The 21730-nt window shown below is 69.9% G+C and carries 20 protein-coding genes and 1 tRNA gene; 14 read left to right on the forward strand and 7 right to left on the reverse strand.

What is annotated here, in order from left to right:
* Window positions 1-71 precede the first annotated feature (71 nt).
* The 3 genes from ABZ857_RS27070 to ABZ857_RS27080 are packed head-to-tail and all read right to left on the reverse strand — an operon-like array spanning window position 72 to window position 2610.
* Complete coding sequence (locus ABZ857_RS27070; protein ID WP_357047590.1) at window positions 72-962, reverse strand: branched-chain amino acid ABC transporter permease; 891 nt, start codon at window positions 960-962, stop codon at window positions 72-74.
* Window positions 962-1864 (reverse strand): ABC transporter ATP-binding protein, encoded by a 903-nt coding sequence (locus ABZ857_RS27075; protein ID WP_357047593.1) that lies wholly within the window; start codon window positions 1862-1864, stop codon window positions 962-964. Before ABZ857_RS27075 ends, ABZ857_RS27070 begins: the two co-directional genes overlap by 1 nt.
* On the reverse strand, window positions 1852-2610 hold the full coding sequence (locus ABZ857_RS27080) for an ABC transporter ATP-binding protein (RefSeq protein WP_357047596.1): 759 nt from the start codon (window positions 2608-2610) through the stop codon (window positions 1852-1854). Before ABZ857_RS27080 ends, ABZ857_RS27075 begins: the two co-directional genes overlap by 13 nt.
* A 331-nt stretch (window positions 2611-2941) precedes the next feature.
* On the opposite strand from ABZ857_RS27080, the gene ABZ857_RS27085 reads away from it, so the two are divergent.
* The gene (locus ABZ857_RS27085; protein ID WP_357047599.1) at window positions 2942-4120 is read left to right on the forward strand and encodes a helix-turn-helix domain-containing protein; all 1179 of its coding nucleotides are present in this window, start codon (window positions 2942-2944) and stop codon (window positions 4118-4120) included.
* Between the two features lie 528 nt (window positions 4121-4648).
* Here ABZ857_RS27085 and ABZ857_RS27090 read toward each other — a convergent pair.
* A tRNA-Leu gene (locus ABZ857_RS27090) sits at window positions 4649-4722 on the reverse strand.
* Between the two features lie 121 nt (window positions 4723-4843).
* Between ABZ857_RS27090 and ABZ857_RS27095 the strand changes: the two genes are divergently transcribed.
* From ABZ857_RS27095 to ABZ857_RS27120, 6 genes are all read left to right on the forward strand, one after another.
* A complete protein-coding gene (locus ABZ857_RS27095) occupies window positions 4844-5437 on the forward strand; it encodes a response regulator (protein ID WP_357047602.1) in 594 nt (197 codons plus the stop codon).
* A gap of 259 nt (window positions 5438-5696) precedes the next feature.
* The gene (locus ABZ857_RS27100) at window positions 5697-6893 is read left to right on the forward strand and encodes a branched-chain amino acid ABC transporter substrate-binding protein (RefSeq protein WP_357047605.1); all 1197 of its coding nucleotides are present in this window, start codon (window positions 5697-5699) and stop codon (window positions 6891-6893) included.
* A gap of 103 nt (window positions 6894-6996) precedes the next feature.
* Window positions 6997-7965: a branched-chain amino acid ABC transporter permease gene (locus ABZ857_RS27105; RefSeq protein ID WP_357047608.1), complete on the forward strand. Its 969-nt coding sequence runs from the start codon at window positions 6997-6999 to the stop codon at window positions 7963-7965.
* Window positions 7962-9107, forward strand: a complete 1146-nt coding sequence (locus ABZ857_RS27110; RefSeq protein ID WP_357047611.1) for a branched-chain amino acid ABC transporter permease — start codon at window positions 7962-7964, stop codon at window positions 9105-9107. Before ABZ857_RS27105 ends, ABZ857_RS27110 begins: the two co-directional genes overlap by 4 nt.
* Before the next feature lie 44 nt (window positions 9108-9151).
* The gene (locus ABZ857_RS27115) at window positions 9152-9892 is read left to right on the forward strand and encodes an ABC transporter ATP-binding protein (RefSeq protein ID WP_357047934.1); all 741 of its coding nucleotides are present in this window, start codon (window positions 9152-9154) and stop codon (window positions 9890-9892) included.
* The gene (locus ABZ857_RS27120; RefSeq protein WP_357047614.1) at window positions 9882-10598 is read left to right on the forward strand and encodes an ABC transporter ATP-binding protein; all 717 of its coding nucleotides are present in this window, start codon (window positions 9882-9884) and stop codon (window positions 10596-10598) included. The genes ABZ857_RS27115 and ABZ857_RS27120 overlap by 11 nt, the downstream gene beginning before the upstream one ends.
* A gap of 86 nt (window positions 10599-10684) precedes the next feature.
* Here the strand turns inward: ABZ857_RS27120 and ABZ857_RS27125 are convergent, their stop codons facing one another.
* Together ABZ857_RS27125 and ABZ857_RS27130 are read right to left on the reverse strand one after the other, a co-directional pair.
* Window positions 10685-11254 (reverse strand): DUF4352 domain-containing protein, encoded by a 570-nt coding sequence (locus ABZ857_RS27125; RefSeq protein WP_357047617.1) that lies wholly within the window; start codon window positions 11252-11254, stop codon window positions 10685-10687.
* A 256-nt stretch (window positions 11255-11510) separates the two neighbouring features.
* Entirely contained in the window at window positions 11511-11900 is a 390-nt protein-coding gene (locus ABZ857_RS27130; protein WP_357047937.1) for a hotdog fold thioesterase, read from the reverse strand.
* A gap of 89 nt (window positions 11901-11989) precedes the next feature.
* On the opposite strand from ABZ857_RS27130, the gene polA reads away from it, so the two are divergent.
* On the forward strand, window positions 11990-14671 hold the full coding sequence (gene polA / locus ABZ857_RS27135) for a DNA polymerase I (protein WP_357047620.1): 2682 nt from the start codon (window positions 11990-11992) through the stop codon (window positions 14669-14671).
* A 20-nt stretch (window positions 14672-14691) separates the two neighbouring features.
* Here polA and ABZ857_RS27140 read toward each other — a convergent pair whose 3' ends face one another.
* The gene (locus ABZ857_RS27140; RefSeq protein ID WP_357047623.1) at window positions 14692-15489 is read right to left on the reverse strand and encodes a DUF2127 domain-containing protein; all 798 of its coding nucleotides are present in this window, start codon (window positions 15487-15489) and stop codon (window positions 14692-14694) included.
* Window positions 15490-15563: 74 nt separating this feature from the next.
* Between ABZ857_RS27140 and ABZ857_RS27145 the strand changes: the two genes are divergently transcribed.
* From ABZ857_RS27145 to ABZ857_RS27170, 6 genes are all read left to right on the forward strand, one after another.
* Entirely contained in the window at window positions 15564-16610 is a 1047-nt protein-coding gene (locus tag ABZ857_RS27145; RefSeq protein ID WP_357047625.1) for a polysaccharide deacetylase family protein, read from the forward strand.
* A gap of 208 nt (window positions 16611-16818) precedes the next feature.
* Window positions 16819-18282, forward strand: coding sequence for a 30S ribosomal protein S1 (rpsA, locus tag ABZ857_RS27150; protein WP_357047628.1), 1464 nt, complete (start codon window positions 16819-16821; stop codon window positions 18280-18282).
* A 319-nt stretch (window positions 18283-18601) separates the two neighbouring features.
* The gene (locus ABZ857_RS27155; RefSeq protein ID WP_357047631.1) at window positions 18602-19057 is read left to right on the forward strand and encodes a GNAT family N-acetyltransferase; all 456 of its coding nucleotides are present in this window, start codon (window positions 18602-18604) and stop codon (window positions 19055-19057) included.
* A 156-nt stretch (window positions 19058-19213) separates the two neighbouring features.
* Window positions 19214-19819, forward strand: a complete 606-nt coding sequence (coaE, locus tag ABZ857_RS27160) for a dephospho-CoA kinase (RefSeq protein ID WP_357047634.1) — start codon at window positions 19214-19216, stop codon at window positions 19817-19819.
* 497 nt (window positions 19820-20316) lie between these two features.
* Complete coding sequence (locus ABZ857_RS27165; protein WP_357047637.1) at window positions 20317-21153, forward strand: alpha/beta hydrolase; 837 nt, start codon at window positions 20317-20319, stop codon at window positions 21151-21153.
* Window positions 21146-21706 carry a TetR/AcrR family transcriptional regulator gene (locus ABZ857_RS27170; protein ID WP_357047640.1) on the forward strand — a complete coding sequence of 187 codons (561 nt, stop codon included), beginning with the start codon at window positions 21146-21148 and terminating at the stop codon, window positions 21704-21706. Before ABZ857_RS27165 ends, ABZ857_RS27170 begins: the two co-directional genes overlap by 8 nt.
* Window positions 21707-21730 lie beyond the last annotated feature (24 nt).

A 21730-nucleotide genomic window follows, 5' to 3' on the forward strand; every position in this document is an offset into this window, starting at 1 on the left:
TGGGTGTGCCGGGCGCGGGCGGCCCTGCTGTGGGCGTGCCGGGCGTGGGCGTCGCGGCTGCGGGCGTGGGTTCAGACACGGGCCGGCTCCTTCGTGCCGAACAGCCCGGAGGGCCGGAGCAGCAGGATCACGATCATCACGAGGAACGGCGCCGCGTCGCCGATGCCGCGGCCCAGGAAGGCGAGCTGGCTCTGGTAGCCGCTCATCAGCGTCTCGGTGACGCCCACGATCAGCCCTCCGGCCAGCGCGCCCGTGGTCGAGTCGAGCCCGCCGAGGATGGCGGCGGGGAACGCCTTCATCGCCGCCGCGGCCGTGCCTCTGTCCAGGCCCGGCGTCGGGAAGACGCACAGGAACATCGCGGCGACCGCGGCCAGCGCCCCGGCGACGGCCCACGCGCTGAGGGAGACCCGGCCGAGCCGCACGCCCATCAGCGCGGCGGTCTCCGCGTCCTCGGCCGTGGCGCGCATCGCCACGCCCCAGCCGGTGAACTTGAACGCGAGCAGGAACGCCACGATCAGCGCGGCGGCGACCGCGAGGGCGACGACGCGGGTCTCGGCGACCGTGATCGGGCCCAGCCGCAGCACCCGGTCGCCCCAGGGGTCGCCCAGGGCGAGCACCTCGGCGCCGATCCGGCGGGTGAGCTCGGTCGTGAGCAGGATGTCCACGCCGATCGTGACGATGGCCAGCACGCCGCGCGAGCCGACGTGCGCCCGGCGCAGGATCAGGAACTCCACCAGCGCGCCGACCAGCGCCGCCGCCGCGATCCCGGCCGCGAGCGCCGCCCAGAAGCCGATCAGCGGGTGCAGCCGGGCGATCACGTAGCCGCCGGCCAGCAGCAGCGACGCGTGGGTGAAGTTGACCACCTCGGTCGCCTTGAAGATCACCACGAAACCGAGCGCGATCAGCGCGTACACGGCCCCGACCGAGATCCCGTTGACGAGCAGCTCCAGGAAGACGGCCATCACGCCTCCCCGTCCGCGCCGGAGCGGCCGTCCTCGCCGAAGTCACCGAGATAGGCGCGGATCACCTCGGGGTCGCGCTGGACCTCCTCGGGCGGCCCGCCCGCGATCCGCCTGCCGAAGTCGAGCACGGTCACCGCGTCGGCGATCCGCATGACCATGCCCATGTCGTGCTCGACCAGCAGGATCGAGATGCCGAGGCTCTCGCGCACCGACTGGATGAGCGCGGCCATCTCCCGCCGCTCGCCGCCGTTCATCCCCGCGACCGGCTCGTCCAGCAGGAGCAGCCGCGGCTCCATGCACAGCGCCCGGGCCAGCTCCACCCGCTTCTGCACGCCGTACGGCAGCAGCCCCACCGGGATGGGCAACGTGTCGCCGACGCCGGCGAACTCCGCGATCTCCGCCACGCGCGCGCCGTGCCGTACGGCCTCGCGCCTGGCCGAGGGCAGCCGCAGGCCGGCCGAGACGAAGCCGGCACGGGTCAGGCGGTGCCGGCCGAGCATGAGGTTGTCGCGGACCGTCAGGTGCGGGGACAGGGCGATGTTCTGGAACGTCCGCGCCACGCCCAGCGCCGCCACCCGGTGCGGGCGCAGCGAGGTCAGCTCGACGCCGCCGAAGCGCACGCTGCCGGAGGTGGCGCGGTAGACGCCCGACAGCACGTTGAAGCAGGTGGACTTGCCGGCGCCGTTCGGGCCGATCAGCGCGTGCACGCTGCCGGGGGCCACGGTGAAGCTGACCGCGTCGAGTGCGGTGAGCCCCGCGAAGCGGACCGTCACTTCGCCGACCACGAGTTCCGCCGGGCCGTCGCCGCCGGCCGTACCGACCGGTTGGTTTCCCTTGGGCGTGCGGAGGCGCCTCATCGGGTGCGTGCGCGGCTCGCCGCGGCGGTGGGTCATGCCGTCCATCTCGCCAGCCTGGTCCTCTCGTGCTTCTCCTGGGACTCGGTACCGACCGGTCGGTCTGTCTCGGGCGCGCCGACGCCGAGGTAGCGGCGGCGCACCTCGTCGCTGGCCGCGAGCTCCGCCGCCGGACCCGACAGCACCACCTCGCCCACCTCCAGCACGTACGCCCGCTCGGCCAGCGCGAGCGCCATCGCCGCGTTCTGCTCCACCAGCAGCACCGACGTGCCCTGGGCGTTGATCTGCCGCACGGTGTCGGCGATCCGGGCCGCCATCAGCGGCGCGAGCCCGAGAGTGGGCTCGTCCAGCAGCAGCAGCGAGGGCCCGGCCATGAGCGCCCGGCCGATCGCCAGCATCTGCTGCTCGCCGCCCGACAGCAGGCCCGCCCGCTGGCGCGCCCGCTCGGCCAGCACCGGGAAGAGCTCAAGCACCCGCTCGCGGGCCGCCGCCGCGCGCCTGCCCGGCACGCCCAGCGCTCCGGCGCGCAGGTTCTCGGCCACCGTCATCCGCGCGAACACGCGCCGCCCCTCCGGCACCTGGACCACGCCGCGCCGTACGACGGCCGCCGCCGGCACGCCGTCGAGGCGAGATCCGCCGAAGGCGACCGTCCCCGAGGTGATCGCGCCCCGGTGGAACCGCAGCGTCCCCGACACGGCACGCAGCAGCGTCGTCTTGCCCGCGCCGTTCGCGCCGAGCACTGCCGCCACCGCGCCCCGGGGGACGGCCAGGTGGACGCCCCGCAGGGTGCGCACAGGGCCGTACCGCACCTCCAGGCCCCTGATCTCGAGACCCCCGATCTCTGTGCCTCCGATCCCTGTGCCTCCGATCCCTGTGCCTCCGATCCCCGGGCCTCCGATCCCCGGGCCTCCGATTTCTTGGCCCGCCCCACCGGACATCCGCGCCTCCTGTGACTTCGATGAAGGCACACCCAACCCACCATGGTCGAGGGCCGTCCAGCACCCGCAGGCAAGTCGGGACCCCAGCCCATGCCCCTCGGCGGTGCCCTGTGCTCCAGCACAATCCCGCATCACGAAACGAAAACCGAACCTTGTTCCGGACGCTGCCGGCTGGCACATTCGGGGCATGAGGTCCAGGACGGACTCCGAGGTCCGGGAACTGCTGCGGACCTCCGCCGCAGGCCTGCTGGAACGGCTCCCCGAGCTCGCCGACGAGCTGGTGAAGCGCGGCAGGGAAAGCGACGAGGCCTACCGTATGACGGTCCCCTACGAGGACCACTGGAAGAGCACCCACGAGGGGCTGCGGGTCGGCATCACCGCGATCCTGCAGCCCCGGCACGAGCGGCGCGACGTCGCGTACGCCCAGACGGTCGGGCGCAGGCGGGCCGAGTTCGGGCTCCCGCTGGACTCGCTCATGCGCAGCTACCGCCTGGCCGCGCAGGTCACCTGGAACGGCGTCATCGACATCATCGGCGACCAGGGGCAGGAGCGGCTGCCCGCCCTGCTGCGCAGCGCCACCCACGTGTGGCACGCCATCGACCGCCAGGCCGTGGCGGCGGCCGACGCCTACCGCCGCCGGGAGAACGAGCTGCTCGGCCGGACCAACCAGCGCGTCAACGCCATGCTCGACGCCCTCCTGGAAGGCCGCGCCGACCCGGCCGTGGCGGGCGTGGCCGCCGACGCCCTCGGCCTGCCGGAGCACGGCCGCTATGCGGTCGTCGCAACCCGGTTGCCCGCCCAGCCCGACCGCGTGCACCGGCCCGACGAGATCGGCGGGCTGCGCTTCCTGTGGCGCATGCGCCCGGACCTGGAGATGGCGGTGGTGTACCTCGACGACCGGGAGCTGGACGACCTGGTGGTCGCGATCACCCCGGTCGTCTGCGCGAGCGCCGGCGTCAGCCCGGTGGTGGACAGCCTCGCCGACCTCGGTACGGCCCGCCGCCTGGCGGAGGTGGCCATGCGCACCTGCTCGGGAACGGGGCCGGAGATCGCGCGGCTCGACCGGCGGCTGCCCGCCGCCCTGGTGGTCTGCCAGCCGGAGCTGGCCGGGCACCTCGCGGGTGGCGTCCTCGGCCCGATCATCACCTCACCCGACGGCGGCGTGCTGCTCGCGACGCTGGAGGCGTGGCTGCGCTGCGAGGGGTCCGCGGCCCGGGCGGCGGCCGAGCTCTACTGCCATCGCAACACCGTCTTCAACCGGGTCCGCCGCATCGAGCAGCTCACCGGCAGGTCGCTGGCCCGCCCCCTGGACCTCGTCGAGCTCTCCCTCGCCCTCGACGCCGTCCGTCTCCTCCCCGGCACCTGATTTCCCGCATCCAGAATGACAGGACTGTGACAACGCGTATCACCTGCCCACTGTGGCTCTCTTGGCGTTCATCGACGAAAGCATGCGGCGCAGGAGCGGTGACGCTTACGTCTACGCCTTGGCGGGCCGTACTGCTGGAGGAGCATGTCCGCGCGGACCTGCGAGAGCGGTTGCCGGGTCTCAGGGCCGGCAGCTGCTCTGGCTTGCCGACGTACTCGTGGGCAGCGTCGTGTGGTGGCTCGGCGGCGAGGGCGAGAGCTTCGGCATCATCGGGCCGAGGATCGAGTTCCTGTAACCGCTCCTCGCGGCGTCTGGCTCTGAAACGCGGCGTCTGGCTCTGAAACCGCGAAGGCCGGGCGCCCGATTCCATCGGGAGGTCCCGGCCTCACTTCCGCGACCCCAGCGGGGCCCGGCGGTCACAGTACGTCACCGCTAACCGCTTAGGCGCAACCATGGCGCACCGGAGTGGCCTACGGATCTCATCGCCGTGGTTGCCGTCGGTTTCTGTGTGACAACAATTCGTGTAAGTGCCCCGAGTGGGATTCGAACCCACACTGAATGGATTTTGAGGCCATCGACTCTGCCGATTGGTCTATCGGGGCTATTTCCGGATTTGTCCGGTTTTGGCAATGGATGCCACGTAGCCGTCGATCTTGCTTGGAGATCGCTTAGGACATCCCCTGCCGTGGTCCTAATGTAGCGGACGTCGGTAACCTCTTGTGCGTGAGTACGCAGCGGCGAGTGGTGATCGCGGAAGACGAGGCCCTGATCCGCCTCGACCTGAAGGAGATGCTCGAAGAGGACGGCTACGCCGTGGTCGGCGAGGCCGGGGACGGTGAGACGGCGGTCAAGCTCGCCATGGAGCTCCGTCCGGACCTGGTGATCCTGGATGTGAAGATGCCCGTGCTCGACGGGATCTCCGCGGCCGAGCGCATCGTCTCCGAACGCATCGCGCCGTGCCTCATCCTCACCGCGTTCTCGCAGCGCGACCTGGTCGAGCGGGCCAGGGACGCGGGCGCTATGGCCTACCTGGTGAAGCCGTTCACCAAGGGCGACCTGGTTCCGGCCATCGAGATGGCGGTCAGCCGGCACGAGGAGATCGCCGCGCTGGAGAAGGAGGTCTCAACGCTGTCGGAGCGGCTGGAGACCAGGAAGCTCGTGGAGCGCGCGAAGGGCCTGCTCATGGCCCAGCACGGGTGGACGGAGCCGCAGGCCTTCCGGTGGATCCAGAAGGCGTCCATGGACCGGCGCATGAGCATGCGCCAGGTGGCGCAGATCGTGGTGACCGAGGCGGCGCCCGAGAGCCCGCAGGGGTGATCGCCGGCCAGGGCGGAAAGACATCCTAGAGCAATAGTCTGTGCCGTTGACCAGGGCTGAAGAGGTCATTGCCGTTTCCGTTACCGGTCGCTCACTGAGCGAAGAGGCCGGACATAACAAAGTCATAACCGTGATGGCCTCTGTACCGACCTGTGACTTCCCGTGGTTGTACTACCGGTCACGACCCCTCGGCTGACCGCTGGATGGGGCGGGTGCGTATCCGATCCCCAAGCGGGGATCCAGCGAAAGGAAGGCAACCTTGCGATCCAGGATCGCTCGCCTTGGTGGCATTGTCGCTGCCGGTACAGCGCTGACCCTCGGCCTCGCGGCGTGTGGAGGCGGCTCCGACGACACCGCGTCGTCCGCTGGACAGAGCGGTGGCGGGAGCGCCACCACTCTCAAGATCGGTTTCATGGGTGACCTGACCGGTGAGAACTCCGCGCTCATGATCCCGCCGTCGCAGGGCGCTCAGCTCGCGATCGACGAGTTCAACGCGAAGTCGACAGGCGTCAAGGTCGAGTTGGTGAAGTACGACAGCCAGGGCAACCCCGACCAGGCTGTCCCGCTGGCCCAGAAGGCCGTCACCGAAGACAAGATCGTGGCTCTGGTGGGTCCGGGCTTCTCGGGTGAGTCGCGGAACGTGGGCCCCATTCTGGAGCAGGGCAAGGTTCCGAGCGTCACGGCCTCGGCGACCAACCCGGCCCTGGCCGAGAACGGCTGGAAGTTCTGGCACCGTGTCGTCGCCAACGACTCCATCCAGGGCCCCGCCATCGCCGACTTCCTGGTGAAGGCCAAGTCGCCGAAGAACGCGTTCGTCATCGACGACGCGCAGGAGTACGGCGTCGGCCTCGCCGACGCGGTGGCCAAGGAGTTCGAGGCCAAGGGCGTCAAGGTCCAGCGTGACAAGATCGACCCGAACGGCTCGGACTACTCCTCCACGGTCACCAAGGTGAAGGCCGCCAACCCGGAGGTCATCTTCTACGGCGGCTACTACGCCCAGCTCGGCCGCCTGCTCAAGCAGCTGCGTGACGGCGGCGTGACCGCGGTCGTCTCCTCCGGCGACGGCTCGGTGGACGCCAAGCTCGTCGAGGCCGCCGGCAAGCCGGCCGCCGAGGGCGCCGTGCTCGGCTGCCCCTGCCTCATCCCCTACGGCTCCGACGTTCCCGAGCTGAAGGCCTTCAGCGACAACTACAAGGCGAAGTTCAGCACCGACCCGCTGATCTACGCGACCGAGGGCTACGACGCCACGACGGCCATCCTGAAGGCGATCGAGGCCGGCAACACCACGTCGGAGAAGATCAACGACTTCCTCGCGACGGTCGACTTCAAGGGCGTCTCCAAGCAGATCAAGTTCGGCCCCAACGGTGACATCGCCGCGAACATCATTCACATCTACCAGGTGAAGGATGGCAATCTGAGCTGGCTGGGCGACAGCACGCAGGCGCAGCTCGGCTGACGTGCCCGGTTCGATCTGAGAACGCTGGGGAGCGGGAGCACACCGCTGCTTCCGCTCCTTACTGCCCGGCGACCACAGTCGCCCCGGTTCGAAAGCGACCACCGTGCTCAACGACTTCCTCAACCAGGTCGGGCCCTCCACCGTGGGCGGTCTGGCCAGCGGCGCCATCTACGCGTTGATCGCCCTCGGTTACACGATGGTGTACGGCGTGCTGCGCCTCATCAACTTCGCCCACTCCGAGATCTTCATGATCGGCTCCTTCGCGGCGTTGTTCGTGATCCTGCAGATAGGGGTCACCGGACCGCTCACGGGGCTGGCGCTGGTCGGCACGCTGCTTCTGCTGATGTTGGTGGCCATGGCCGCCTCCGGCGGCGCGGCCGTCGTGCTCGAGCGGGTGGCCTACCGGCCGCTGCGCAGGCACGGCGCCTCCCGGCTCGCCGCGCTCATCTCAGCCATCGGCGCCTCGATCTTCCTCCAGGAGTTCTTCGCCCTCGTGGTCATCCCCGAGGTGTTCGACCGTCCGTCCCAGGGACGCCTCCAGGTCCCGGTGCCGCGGCTCCTGGAGCGTGACTCGCTCTTCACGATCGGGAACACGGAGATCAGGAACGATCACGTCATCATCATCGTCTCGGCCGTGGTCATGATGATCCTGCTCGACGTCTTCGTGAACCGGACCCGGATCGGGCGCGGCATCCGGGCGACGTCCCAGGACCCGGAGACCGCCACGCTCATGGGCGTGAACATCGACAAGATCATCCGTACCACGTTCCTGGTCGGCGGTGCGATGGCCGGCGTCGCCGCGCTGCTGTACGCCATGGAGTTCGAGAACCTCCGCTACAACGTGGGCTTCCTGCTCGGCGTCAAGGCGTTCACCGCCGCGGTGCTCGGTGGCATCGGAAACCTGCGCGGCGCCCTCCTCGGCGGGCTCGCCCTCGGTCTCATCGAGAACTGGGGCGCGATCTTCTTCGGCTCGGAATGGAAGGACGTCATCGCCTTCTCCGTCCTCGTCCTCGTCCTCCTGTTCCGTCCCACCGGCATCCTCGGTGAATCCCTCCAGCGAGCGCGCGCATGAACGCAAACTCCAACATTCACAGTGGGAACCCGTTCACGGCGTTCCGGCGAACGGTCGGCGGCTTCAGCGACGCGGTACGCGACTGGTGGGCGGGGGCGCCGGGTTGGGCGCGCTGGACCGTCTACGGCCTGCTGATCCTCTTGGCGATCATCGCCCCGAGCGACTTCATCGGGTCGTTCATGTCTCCGCACTCGCACTGGCCGTCGCTGCTGTTCAGCCCGATCGGCACCTTCGTGCTGCTGGCAGTGGGCCTGAACGTGGTGGTCGGCCAGGCCGGCCTGCTGGACCTCGGCTTCGTCGCCTTCTACGCCATCGGCGCCTACACCATGGCCATCTTCGGCACCAAGTACGGCTGGAACTTCTGGGGCGTCCTGGTAGTCGGGATCTTCATGACGGCGATCTCGGGCATCGTCCTCGGCTCGCCCACGCTGCGGCTGCGCGGAGACTATCTGGCGATCGTCACGCTGGGCTTCGGGGAGATCGTCCGGATCACCGCACAGAACACCGACTACATCGGCGGGGCGCGCGGGATCACCAACATCCCTCACCCGCCGTCGCTCTTCGGCGTGGAGTTCGCGCTCGATCCGCTGCCGTACTACTACCTGCTGCTGGCGGCGATCGTACTCGTCGTGATCTTCGCCAAGCGCCTTGAGCGAAGCCGGGTCGGCCGCGCCTGGGAGGCCATCCGGGAGGACGAGGACGCGGCCGAGCTGATGGGCGTGCCCACCTTCAAGTTCAAGCTGCTGGCGTTCTTCGTCGGCGCGATGATCGGCGGTCTGACGGGTGTCATCTGGGCCAGCAAGGTCATCGCCATCCAGCCGCCGAACTTCCCGTTCATCCTGTCCGCCACCATCCTGGCGGCCGTGGTGCTCGGCGGCTCCGGCAACCTCCCCGGCGTCATCATCGGGGCCTTCCTGGTCGCCTGGCTCCCCGAGCGGTTCCGCGGCTTCGCCGACTATCGCATCCTCATCTTCGGCGCGGCGCTCGTGCTGATGATGGCGCTGCGTCCGGAGGGGCTGCTGCCCGCGCGCCGGCGCCGTTCCGTGGCCGGCAACAGCAGCGAGCCGGACGGCACGCAATCGGGCGGCACGCGGTCATCCGGCACCGGATCGGATGGCATGGCAGAGGAGGTGGCCAAGTGAGCGAGCCAGATGAGGCGCAGCTGCTCGAACTCCGCGCCGTGACCATGCGCTTCGGCGGCGTGCAGGCTCTCGGCGGGGTCGATCTCACGATCAGGCAGGGGGAGATCTTCGCGCTGATCGGCCCGAACGGCGCGGGCAAGACCACGGTCTTCAACGTGATCACCGGTGTCTACCGGCCGACCTCAGGCGAGGTGCGCTTCGACGGCGAGAAGATCAGCGGCCTGAAGCGGTTCAGGGTCACCAAGCGCGGCATCGCCCGTACGTTCCAGAACATCCGGCTGTTCCACAGCATGTCGGCTCTGGAGAACGTCCTGGTGGGCTTCGACGCGCACAACCGCACCGGCGCGGTCGGCGCCGCGCTCGGCCTGCCGTGGCACCGGCACGCCGAGCGGCAGGGCCGGGAGCGCGCGATGGAGTTGCTGGAGTTCGCCGGCATCGCACATCGGGCCGACGAGACGGCCAAGAACCTGCCGTACGGCGACCAGCGCAGGCTGGAGATCGTCCGGGCCCTGGCGACCGACCCCAAGCTCCTGCTGCTCGACGAGCCGGCCGCCGGCATGAACCCGGCGGAGAAGATCGAGCTGCAGGGGCTGATCAAGAGCATCCGGGACCTGGGCCGTACGATTCTGCTGATCGAGCACGACATGGCCCTGGTCATGGGCATCAGCGACCGCATCGCCGTACTGGACTTCGGGCAGAAGATCGCAGAAGGTCTCCCGGCTGAGGTGCAGAGCGACCCGAGGGTCATCGAGGCGTATTTGGGAGCACCCGCGAATGCTTCTTGAGATCAAGGACATCCACGTCCACTACGGCAAGATCGAGGCACTCAAGGGCGTCTCGCTCGACGTCGGCGAGGGAGAGATCGTCACCCTCATCGGGGCGAACGGGGCGGGCAAGACCACCACGCTCAAGACGATCTCGGGTCTGCGCCCGCTGTCGTCGGGGAGCATCGTCTTCGACGGCAAGGACATCAGCAAGCTGCCCGGCCACAAGCGGGTGCTGGTCGGCATCGGCCAGTCCCCGGAGGGCCGGGGCGTCTTCCCCGGCATGTCGGTCATGGAGAACCTGCTCATGGGCGCCTACGCCCGGTCCGGCGACTTCTCGAAGGACCTTGAGGAGGTCTTCGAGCTGTTCCCGCGGCTGGCCGAGCGCAAGAACCAGGCGGGCGGCACCATGTCCGGCGGCGAGCAGCAGATGGTGGCCATCGGCAGAGCGCTGATGAGCAAGCCCAAGGTGCTCCTGCTGGACGAGCCGTCAATGGGCCTGGCGCCCATGCTCGTGGCCCAGATCTTCTCGATCATCCAGGAGATCAACCGCCGGGGTACGACGGTCCTGCTCGTCGAGCAGAACGCGCAGCAGGCCCTCCAGATCGCGCACCGGGCGTACGTCCTGGAGACCGGCAAGGTCGTCAAGACCGCTCCGGCGGCCGACCTGCTCGACGACCCGCAGGTCCGGGAGGCGTACCTGGGCGGCGCGCTGGGACAGCACTGAGCCGGAGTGTGAACGGCGCACGGTGAAGGAGGGGCCGGCCGGGGAGAGTTCCCCGTCCGGCCCCTCCATGCGGTGGACGCGTGCGGTCAGCCGACGGGGAACTCGACGCCCTTGGTCGGGGTGACCGAGCCGAACGGGGGTTCCCCGTACAGCCGGAGTTTCGTGATGCGCGCGTCCTTCGGCACGTCGAACCACAGGTCGAACTCCATGCGGACGAAGCTGCCCACCATGATCTCGTCGGGCTGCCGTTTGATCTCCTGAGCGGAGTTGTCGACGTGGAACTCGCGCCCGTCCGACGCGACCAGGACCTGGCGCTTGGCCTCGAACTTGGCGTTGCTCCGATCCGTGTTCTGCACGACGATCCTGGCGCGGGCGAAGCGTCCCTTGGCCTGCCACTCCGCGTGGCTCCCGAGCAGGCTCGGCATGCCGTCGCGGAAGCCGATGAGCCAGAACCGGGTCAGGCCGTCCACGGCGAGAGAGGGACGGATCACGGTCTCGCCGGGGCGTGCCGTCTCCGCGGGCAGGATGTAGGTGGGGGTGGCCGACGGGCTCGCCGTGCCTCCCGATGACAGCGGGCCGCCTGAGCAGGATGAGCAGACCGGTACGAGGACGATGGCGGCCGTGGCGCACCATCTCCGACGCCGCGAGGGGGGCATCCGATCATGGTAGCCGCCTGGCCGCCCTCCGGAAAGACGCTGGGGTGGCGCGGGAGGGAGGCCATGGTGAGCCCGTGTGGACCTTTGGGTCCGTACACAGCTTCCCCGGCTCCGCACGTTGTCTACTCGGTCCCCACGGGCTCTGGGGGCACCACGGTAGCGACCTGAGGGGCAGGTGTGCAAAGAAAGTCGCAAGGCCGTTCTGTTACGGAATCATTGAGTTGTATGCCCGCTTTCGCCGGAGCGACGCGGGGGATCACTCGGCGTCGCGGAGCATGCAGGTCAGGCGTGCGGTGCACACCCGCCGCCCGAGGTCGTCGGTGATCTCGATCTCGTACGTCGCGAGGGTGCGGCCGCCGTGCACCCGCGTCGCGACCGCCGTGACATGGCCGGACGTGGCCGAGCGGTGGTGGGTGGCGCTGATCTCGATGCCGACGGCGATCCTGCCCGCGCCGGCGTGCAGGGCGGCGCCGGTCGAGCCGAGCGTCTCGGCCAGCACGCAGGAGGCGCCGCCGTGCAGCAGGCCGAACGGCTGGGTGTTGCCCTCGACGGGCATGCGCCCGACCACCCGCTCGGCGCTCGCCTCAAGGATCTCGATGCCCATCCGCCGATGCAGGTGGTCCCCGGCCGCGTTCATCGACGACATCAACTCCTCGGGATTCGTCAAGGTCAAGGGGACGCCTCCTGTGGGAAGACCATCGGTTTTCTGTCGTACAGGGAGACTAGGCTGCGGGTGTGCCGAAGAGTGAAGCGACCCCCACCCGTCCGTGTCTGCTGCTTCTGGATGGGCATTCTCTTGCTTATCGCGCGTTCTACGCGTTGAAGGACGCGAACCTCATGACCACCGACGGCCAGCACACCGAGGCGGTGTACGGCTTCACCTCGATGCTGGCCAACATCCTGCGCGACGAGCAGCCGAGCCACATCGCGGTGTGCTTCGACCGGAGCGAGCCGACCTTCAGGCACGAGGCGTACGACGGTTACAAGGCCAACAGGACGGAGACCCCCGAGGACTTCCGCGGCCAGATGCAGCTCATCTTCGAGCTGCTCGACGCGCTGCGGATCCCCCACCTGTCGGTGCCCGGCTTCGAGGCGGACGACCTGATCGCGACGCTGGCGACGCGGGCCTCCGGCGAGGACATGAGCGTGCTCATCGTGACCGGCGACCGCGACGCGCTCCAGCTCGTGGACGACAAGGTCACGGTGCTGATGACCAGGCGGGGCATCAGCGACATGACGCGCTTCACCCCCGAGGCCGTTATGGAGAAGTACGGCCTCACCCCGGCGCAGTACCCGGACTTCGCGGCCCTGCGCGGCGACCCGAGCGACAACCTGCCGAGCATCCCGAGTGTGGGGGAGAAGACCGCCACCAAGTGGATCTCCGAGTACGGCTCGCTGGACGAGCTGGTCCGGCGGGCCGACGAGGTGAAGGGCAAGGTCGGCGACAAGCTCCGCGAGCACCTCGGCCAGGTGATCCACAACCGGATGCTGACCGAGCTGAAGCGCGACGCCCCGGTCGACGCCGAGGTGTCCGCGTTGACCATGGGCGTGTGGGACCGTGAGGAGGTCAACAAGCTCCTCGACGCGCTGCAGATCCGCGGTGAGCTGCGCGAGCGCCTGTTCAAGACCCTCGGCACCACGGAACCCGAGGCGGGCGAGGGCTTCGAGCTCGAGGTGACCGTGCTGGAGCCGGGCCAGGTGGCAGACTGGCTGGCCGCCCTCCCCGAGGACCGCGCCGGGCTGGCCTTCCAGGGCGCGTACGGCAGCGGCACCGGGCGGCTGGAGGGCCTGGCGATCGCCTCGCCGGGCGGCGCCGCCTACCTCGACCCCACGCGCCTCACCGAGGAGGACGAGGCGGCGCTGGGCGCCTGGCTGGCCGACGACGACAGGCCGAAGGCCGTGCACGACGCCAAGGGGCCGCTGCTGGCGCTGTGGGCCCACGGGCACGACCTGCGCGGCCTCACCTGCGACACGGCGCTCGCCGCGTATCTGGCGATGCCGGGGCAGCGCTCGTTCCCGCTCGACGACCTGGTCCTGCGCTACCTCCACCGCGAGCTACGGGCGGAGTCCGCGCCCGGCGGGCAGACCTCCCTGTTCGAGGACGCCGACGAGGGCGCGGCCCGGGATCTGGCGCTTCGGGCCCAGGCCGTGCGCGACCTGGCCGACGCGCTGGAGGCCCACCTGTCCAAGCGCGGCGGCACCCGGCTCGTGACCGAGGTCGAGCTCCCGCTGGTGCGGGTGCTGGCCGAGATGGAGCGGGCCGGCATCGCCGCCGACCGGCAGTACTTCGCGGCGCTGGAGGCCGAGTTCGGCGCGGCCGTCAAGCAGGCGGTCGAGGCCGCCCACCAGGCGGTGGGGGAGCAGTTCAACCTCGGCTCGCCCAAGCAGCTGCAGGAGATCCTGTTCGGCAAGCTCGGCCTGCCCAAGACCAAGAAGATCAAGACGGGCTACACGACCGACGCCGACGCGCTCGCCTGGCTGGCCCAGCAGACCGACAACGAGCTGCCGGTGATCCTGCTGCGCCACCGCGACCAGACCAAGCTGCGCACCACGGTCGAGGGACTGATCAAGGAGATCACCGACGACGGGCGGATCCACACCACCTTCAACCAGATCGTGGCGGCCACCGGGCGGCTGTCGAGCGAGAAGCCGAACCTGCAGAACATCCCCATCCGCACGGTCGAGGGCCGGCGCATCCGCAAGGGCTTCGTGGTGGGGGAGGGCTACGACACGCTGCTGACGGCCGACTACAGCCAGATCGAGCTGCGGATCATGGCGCACCTGTCCCGCGACGAGTCGCTGATCGCGGCCTTCGAGTCGGGCCACGACTTCCACCAGGCCACGGCGTCCCGCGTCTTCGACCTGCCCCCCGAGCAGGTGGACGCGGACCTGCGCGCCCGGATCAAGGCCATGAACTACGGCCTGGCCTACGGCCTGTCCGACTTCGGCCTGTCGGGGCAGCTCAACATCCCCGTCGCGGAGGCCAGGGCGCTCAAGGAGGAGTACTTCGAGGAGTTCGGCGGCGTCCGCGACTACCTGGAGTCGATCGTCGCCCAGGCCCGCAAGGACGGCTACACCGAGACCATCCTCGGCCGCCGCCGCTACCTGCCCGACCTGACCAGCGACAACCGGCAGCGCCGGGAGATGGCCGAGCGGATGGCGCTCAACGCGCCCATCCAGGGCTCGGCCGCCGACATCATCAAGGTCGCCATGCTGAACGTGCAGAAGGCGATCGAGGGCATGCGCTCCCGCATGCTGCTCCAGGTCCACGACGAGCTGGTGTTCGAGGTCGCGCCGGGCGAGCTGGAGGAGCTGACCGAGGTCGTGCGCACGCAGATGTGCCGGGCCTATGACCTGAGCGTGCCGCTGGAGGTCAGCGTGGGCGTCGGGACCACCTGGGAGGACGCCGGTCACTGAGCCCTTGCCTGGTCAAGGGGTCAGGGCTGGCCGGTCGGGCGGGTGTGCCTGTGGTCCCGCCCGGCCATGGCCAGGCCCGCCTGCTCGACCTCCAGCAGGCTCGCCTCGTGCCGCTCCGACTCGTACGCCGCCCGCCCGCCACGCAGTCCGAACAGGCGCTTGCTCAACGCGATGTACAGCACGGCCGCGATGTTGATCAGGAGGATCACGATCCGGAACGGGCTCACCTTCTCGGCGATCTCGTAGATCTCCACCGGGATGAACGCCGAGGTGACGATCACCGAGAAGTACTCGCCCCATCGCTTCAGCAGCCACAGGCCGACCCCCTCGGTCAGCAGCAGGGCCGCCAGGGCGAGCAGGGCGAGGAAGATCCAGGTGAGGGTCGTCGTCCGCGCGCCCAGCGCGGTCCGCAGCGTGTGCACCACGCCCGACTGGTCGAGATTCCATCCGAGCTTCTGGGCCAGCGGCCTGACCAGCGGAAGGTCCTGGTCGAACGCGCGCCGTACGGCGTCGTGGTGGGCCCGGAACCGCCACACGCCGTACGCTCCGATGATCACGAGCACGGCCTTGGCCCAGCGGAAGACGGCGATCAGCCGTAGCACGGCGGCGTCCCGCAGCGCCCGGCCCCGCAGCACGACGGGCGCGTCGCCGGCCGGTCCGGCGCCGCGCGGTGGGCCCAGGGTGAAGTCGCCGCAGCGCAGGCAGCGCCACGCCTCGCCCAGCGCGGTCTCGGCGCGCAGGCGGTTGCGCAGCGCCTCCTCGTCCGGGGCGTAGGTGACGTGCCCATGCCGTCCGCAGGCACGCAGGCTCCAGTCCACAGGAAAATTGCAACACATGTGAATACGGACAGGCCGGGCAGTAAGGTCAAATAACTGTGCGCAACCTTGCCCGAATGACTGCAATCGCCAATGTCGTCGTTGTCGTGATCGGTCTTGTCGCACTCGTGCTGCTGCCCAGGTCCGCGGGCGAGGAGCGGTCACAGGTGCGGGCGACCCCGCCCTCGCCGTCGCCGTCGCCCAGCGCTGCCCCGCCGAAGGCGACCGCCGAGTCGGCCAGGAAGGTCAAGGCCAACGAGGCCGGCCTGGTGCCCGTGATCATGTACCACCGCATCCTGCCCAAGCGGCTGGCGTCCATCGACCGGACTCCCGCTCAGCTGCGCAAGGAGCTGGAGCGCCTGGCCAGGAGCGGCTACGTGCCGATCACCGCGGCCGAACTGGCCGCCAGGAAGATCGACATTCCGGCCGGGACCCATCCCGTCGTCCTGACCTTCGACGACGGTCACCCCAGCCACTTCGCCGTGGACCAGAACGGCATGCCGAGGAACGACACGGCCGTCGGCATCATCTACGAGGTCGCGGCGAAGTACCCGAACTTCCGGCCCACGGCCACCTTCTGGGTCAACCGCGACCCCTTCGGGCTGCGCGACCGGGAGCGGCAGAGACAGGCGGTGAAGTGGCTGCTCGACCACGGCTTCGAGGTGGCCAACCACACCTATTCCCATCCCGATCTCCGCCGGCTTTCCGGCAAGCGGGTCAGCGAGCAGATCGTCCGGCAGGAGCGGCTGCTGAAGAAGATCGGCGCGCCGGCCTCGACGACCTTCGCGCTGCCGTACGGATCGCGGCCGAGGAAGCTGAGCAGGGCGCACGACGGCACGTGGGACGGCACCCGCTACCACTTCGACGCCGTCTTCCTGGCCGGGGCGCAGCCCACGGTTTCGCCCTACGCGAAAAACTTCCCGCGTTACGCGATCCCGAGGATCCAGTCCAACGGAAAACACGGTGAATGCCGGCGCTGGTGCACGACCTACTGGCTCGACTGGCTCGACAAACACCCAGGAGAGCGTTATACGTCGGATGGGGATCCGGCCCGAGTGTCGGTGCCGCGTAAACTCCGGGGAACGCTCTCACCGGCCCGGGCCAAGTCGGTGATCACGTACTAGGCGTTCGTCTGGTTGCCTCGGATTGACCCAGCTCGCTCCGTCTCATATGCTGATCGCTGCGCTGTGGGCTCGCGCGCGTCACGGACGGAGCGGGCTCGCGCTCGGTCATCTGGTGGCTACCAGGAAAGCAGCATCATCCGGTGAACGAAAAACGGCCCGCCGCGCTTCTGTCACAACGACATCTGTCCGGTTCGGAGCAATTCCACACATGACGAGCAGCACTGAGGCCACCTCGAGCACCCCGCAGGTAGCGGTCAACGACATCGGTTCCGAGGAGGCCTTCCTCGCCGCGATCGACGAGACCATCAAGTACTTCAACGATGGCGACATCGTTGAAGGCACCGTTGTCAAGGTCGATCGAGACGAGGTCTTGCTCGACATTGGCTACAAGACCGAGGGCGTTATCCCGTCGCGCGAGCTCTCGATCAAGCACGATGTCGACCCGGCCGAGGTCGTCGAGGTCGGAGAGCACGTCGAGGCCCTGGTTCTCCAGAAGGAGGACAAAGAAGGCCGCCTCATCCTGTCCAAGAAGCGCGCCCAGTACGAGCGCGCCTGGGGCACGATCGAGAAGATCAAGGACGAGGACGGCATCGTCACCGGCACGGTCATCGAGGTCGTCAAGGGTGGCCTGATCCTCGACATCGGCCTGCGCGGCTTCCTCCCCGCCTCCCTGGTGGAGATGCGCCGCGTCCGCGACCTGCAGCCGTACGTCGGGCGCGAGCTCGAGGCCAAGATCATCGAGCTGGACAAGAACCGCAACAATGTGGTCCTGTCCCGCCGTGCCTGGCTGGAGCAGACCCAGTCCGAGGTTCGCCAGACGTTCCTCAACACCCTCCAGAAGGGCCAGGTCCGCAAGGGCGTCGTGTCCTCGATCGTCAACTTCGGCGCGTTCGTGGACCTCGGCGGCGTCGACGGTCTGGTGCACGTGTCCGAGCTGTCCTGGAAGCACATCGACCACCCGTCCGAGGTCGTCGAGGTGGGCCAGGAGGTCACCGTCGAGGTTCTCGACGTCGACATGGAGCGCGAGCGGGTCTCGCTGTCGCTCAAGGCGACGCAGGAGGACCCGTGGCAGCAGTTCGCCCGGACCCACCAGATCGGCCAGGTCGTGCCCGGCCGCGTCACCAAGCTGGTGCCGTTCGGTGCCTTCGTCCGGGTCGAGGAGGGCATCGAGGGCCTGGTCCACATCTCCGAGCTGGCCGAGCGCCACGTGGAGATTCCGGAGCAGGTCGTGCAGGTCGGCGACGAGATCTTCGTGAAGATCATCGACATCGACCTGGACCGCCGCCGCATCTCGCTGTCCCTCAAGCAGGCCAACGAGGGCGTCGGTGCCGAGGTCGAGTTCGACCCCACGCTGTACGGCATGGCGGCGACCTACGACGACCAGGGCAACTACATCTACCCCGAGGGCTTCGACGCCGAGACCGGCGAGTGGCTCGAGGGCTTCGACAAGCAGCGTGAGGAGTGGGAGCGGCAGTACGCCGAGGCCCAGGCCCGCTTCGAGGCGCACCGCTCGCAGATCGAGAAGGCCCGCCAGGAGGAGGCGGCGGCCAACGAGGCCGCTCCGTCGTCCTACAGCGGCGAGACCAGCTCGCAGTCCAGCGGCGGCGGCGCCCTCGCCTCCGACGAGGCCCTCGCCGCCCTGCGCGAGAAGCTGGCGGGCGGCCAGAGCTGACACCCGGTCTCCCTTGACCGGAGGTCACATCTGAGCCTCACATAGCACGACGAAAGGCCCCGCTTCGGCGGGGCCTTTCCGCTGCGCGGGGTCCTTCACCACGGCCCGGCCCGCTCTGGCACCCGCGATCTCGGGGAGCCGGTGACCGGGCCTGTCTGGATCGAGGGGGCCAGACGACCTGCGCGCGGACGAGCCCGACCCGGCGGCGTACCCGCACCGGGAGATCGGCCGGCGCACCACGGTGGCCGGCCGCGGCGGGTGAGCTCAGGGAATCCGGCCCGCGCCCGGCGGAGGCAGGCGTGCCGATAGGGTGGCCCTCGTGGTGGAGATCACGAGGGCCCTGCCCGCGGACGCGGGGGAGATCCTCACCCTGCAGCGGGCCGCGTACGTGACCGAGGCACAGCTCTACGGCGACCCGTTCATCGCGCCGCTCGTCGAGTCGCTCGACCAGGTGCGTACGGTGATCGAGGCGGCGGTCGTGCTGAAGGCGACGGACGGCGGGCGGCTGGTCGGCGCGGTCCGAGGGCAGATGTCCGGCTCGACCTGCCTGGTGGGCCGTCTCGTGGTCGCGCCCGACCGGCAGGGGCAGGGGATCGGCAGCGCGCTGCTGGCGGCGATGCACGAGGCCGTGCCCGGGGCGGCGGCGTTCGACCTGTTCACGGGGCACCTGTCGGAGGGAAATCTGCGGCTCTACCGCCGCCTCGGCTACCGGGAGACCCAGCGGGAACGGGTGCAGGATCACCTGATGCTGGTCCACCTGCGCCGGGAGCCCTAGTGGGGGGTCACTGCGCCGGAAGGAATCTCCGGTCCTCGCGAAGCCCGCTCCGCTCCACCCACGAAAATTCCTTCGCGAGCTCGGAATTTCCGCGGGACCTGGGTTCGTCGTCGCCCGTAGCTCCGCGCTCCCGGCCCGCCCGATAGGCTGCGGCACGTGCTGAAGGTTGGGCTCACGGGCGGCATAGGTTCGGGCAAGAGCGAGGTGTCGCGCCGGCTCGCGGCCCGCGGCGCCGTCGTCGTCGACGCGGACAAGATCGCCAGAGAGGTCGTCGAGCCGGGCACCCCCGGGCTCGCGGAGATCGTCGGGGCGTTCGGCGAGGACGTGCTCCGCCCCGACGGCACGCTCGACCGGGAACGGCTCGGCGCGATCGTCTTCGCCGACGCCGAGAAGCTGAAGGTCCTCAACGGGATCGTCCACCCGAAGGTGGGCGAGCGCAGTGAGCAACTCCAGCGAGAGGCCCCGGACGACGCGGTCGTCGTCTACGACGTGCCGCTGCTGGCCGAGAACAACCTGGCCGCCCTGTACGACGTGGTGATCGTCGTGGACACGCCCGACGAGGTCCGGCTGGAGCGTCTCCTGCGGTTTCGCGGCATGCCGGAGGCGGACGCCCGCGCCCGGATCGCCGCCCAGGCCTCCCGCGAGGACCGGCTGAGGATCGCCGACATCGTGATCGGCAACGAGGGTTCCCTGGACGAGCTGGACGCCCAGGTCGACAAGGTCTGGCAGGACCTGGCCGCCCGCGTCTCCACGCGGGCCTGAGCCGCCCGCGTCTCCACGCGGGCCTGAGCCGCCCGCGTCTCCACGCGGGCCTGAAGGCACCGGAGAGCGGTGGCCCCCGAGAGCGCGGCCCGCGCGTTCCCGCCTCGCCGCCGGCCGGCGCGTCCGACGAGGTCCGCACTCCCGGCGGCGTCCCGGTCCTGATGTGGGCCGTAGAGGGGTCGGCGGCCTCGGCTCCCCGTCCCACGGGCACGCCGGCCGCGGCAGCGGTGCGCGAGCTGTGAGCAACCCTGTGCCCGCCAAGCCGGCCCGGCGGCCGGCGATTCGCTCCCTGTAAGTCGCATGGACTCCCGCGACCCCTTGCGAATCTACATTGTAAAGGCGCCCCTTGTGGCGGACAGACCGAACGTCGCGGTCGCCGTCGTTCCGCCGCCCGAGCGCCCTCCATCCGATCCTGCCCGATGTCGCCCTGCCGGCCTTGACGCGCCTTAGCTAATGGCATTAGCCTACGGGCTATGCAAATGAGCTTGGAGGATTGCGTGACCGAGTTCCTGAAGGTCGGCGACGGTGAGATCGCGTACGACGTGACGGGGGAGGGCCCGCTGGTCGTGATGGTCCCCGGCATGGGGATCACCCGGAACACCTACCGATTCCTCGCCCCGGCGCTGGCCGTCGCCGGGTATCGCGTGGCGACCATGGACCTGCGCGGGCACGGCGAGTCGAGCCTCGGCTGGGACTCCTACACCCGCGCCGACACCGCGAACGACATCGTCGCCCTGATCGAGCACCTGGGCGGACCCGCCGTCGTCGTGGGGCACTCGTTCGCCGGGGGAGCGGCCACCATCACGGCGGCGCGGCGGCCGGAGCTGGTCACCGCCCTCGTGGAGATCGGCCCCTTCACCCGCCCGCAGAAGCCCGACCTGGGCGGCCTGCTGAGCAACGGCCACTACCGCAAGGGCGTAACGCGGCTCATGGGGGTGGCGCTGTTTCGCAGCACCGGGCTGTGGAAGAGCTACCTCGACCACGCCTACCCCGGCGTCAAGCCCGCCGACTGGGCGGACTATCTGGCCGCCCTGGAGAACGACCTGCGCAGGCCGGGCCGGATGGCCGTGGTGAGCGCGATGGGCGCGTCCGCGCCCGCGGACGCCGGCGCCCACCTCGGCGGCATCCGCTGCCCCGCCCTGGTCGTCATGGGCACCCGCGATCCCGACTGGGCCGACCCGCGCGCCGAGGCGGACGGCGTCGTCGCCGGCATGCCGCCCGGGCTGGGGACGGTGGTGATGATCGACGGCGCCGGGCACTACCCGCACGCGCAGCACCCCGAGGAGGTCGCCGCCGCGATGCTCGCGTTCCTCAAGGAGGCGGCTCGTGGCTAGGGCGGCTCTGTCCCCGGACGCCGTCGTCGACCTCGCGCTGCGGGTCGTGGACGAGGAGGGCCCCGACGCGCTCACCCTGTCCGCGATCGCCGGGCGCGCGGGGGTCGCCACGCCCTCCCTCTACAAGCACGTACGCAACCTCGCCGAGCTGCGCGTCCTTGTCTCCGGGCGGGTGATGGGCGAGCTGACGGAGATCGCGAGCGAGGCGGTGCTCGGCCGGTCCGGCGACGATGCGCTGCGCGCCCTGATGGACGGCTGGCGCTCCTACGCCGCCCGGCATCCGCACCGCTACTCCGCGCTGATCCAGGCGCCGCGGCCCGAGACGGCCGAGGCGGCAGACCGCTTGGTCGGCATCATGCTCGCGGCGCTGCGGGCGTACGGGCTGGAGGGCTCGGCAGCGACCCACGCGGTCCGCTGCCTGCGCGCCGCGATGCACGGATTCGCCGTCCTGGAGGCGGCGGGCGCGTTCCAGCTCGCCGAAGACCTCGACGAAAGCCACGCCCTGCTGGCCCACATGGTCATCTCCGGGCTCCGCACCGCCCGCGAGCACTGAGCCTCCGCGCACCGGCCCCCGAGC

It is taken from the genome of Microbispora sp. NPDC046933 (assembly GCF_040644635.1).
GTDB lineage: Bacteria > Actinomycetota > Actinomycetes > Streptosporangiales > Streptosporangiaceae > Microbispora.

What these genes read in the sequence shown, in the direction of transcription:
- ABZ857_RS27110 (WP_357047611.1), top strand. Translation starts at nt 7,962, where the DNA reads ATGAACGCAAACTCCAACATTCACAGTGGGAACCCGTTCACGGCGTTC.
- ABZ857_RS27120 (WP_357047614.1), top strand. Translation starts at nt 9,882, where the DNA reads ATGCTTCTTGAGATCAAGGACATCCACGTCCACTACGGCAAGATCGAG.
- ABZ857_RS27070 (WP_357047590.1), bottom strand. Translation starts at nt 962, where the DNA reads ATGGCCGTCTTCCTGGAGCTGCTCGTCAACGGGATCTCGGTCGGGGCC.
- ABZ857_RS27115 (WP_357047934.1), top strand. Translation starts at nt 9,152, where the DNA reads ATGCGCTTCGGCGGCGTGCAGGCTCTCGGCGGGGTCGATCTCACGATC.
- ABZ857_RS27075 (WP_357047593.1), bottom strand. Translation starts at nt 1,864, where the DNA reads ATGGACGGCATGACCCACCGCCGCGGCGAGCCGCGCACGCACCCGATG.
- ABZ857_RS27125 (WP_357047617.1), bottom strand. Translation starts at nt 11,254, where the DNA reads ATGCCCCCCTCGCGGCGTCGGAGATGGTGCGCCACGGCCGCCATCGTC.
- ABZ857_RS27145 (WP_357047625.1), top strand. Translation starts at nt 15,564, where the DNA reads ATGACTGCAATCGCCAATGTCGTCGTTGTCGTGATCGGTCTTGTCGCA.
- ABZ857_RS27085 (WP_357047599.1), top strand. Translation starts at nt 2,942, where the DNA reads ATGAGGTCCAGGACGGACTCCGAGGTCCGGGAACTGCTGCGGACCTCC.
- rpsA (WP_357047628.1), top strand. Translation starts at nt 16,819, where the DNA reads ATGACGAGCAGCACTGAGGCCACCTCGAGCACCCCGCAGGTAGCGGTC.
- ABZ857_RS27130 (WP_357047937.1), bottom strand. Translation starts at nt 11,900, where the DNA reads ATGTCGTCGATGAACGCGGCCGGGGACCACCTGCATCGGCGGATGGGC.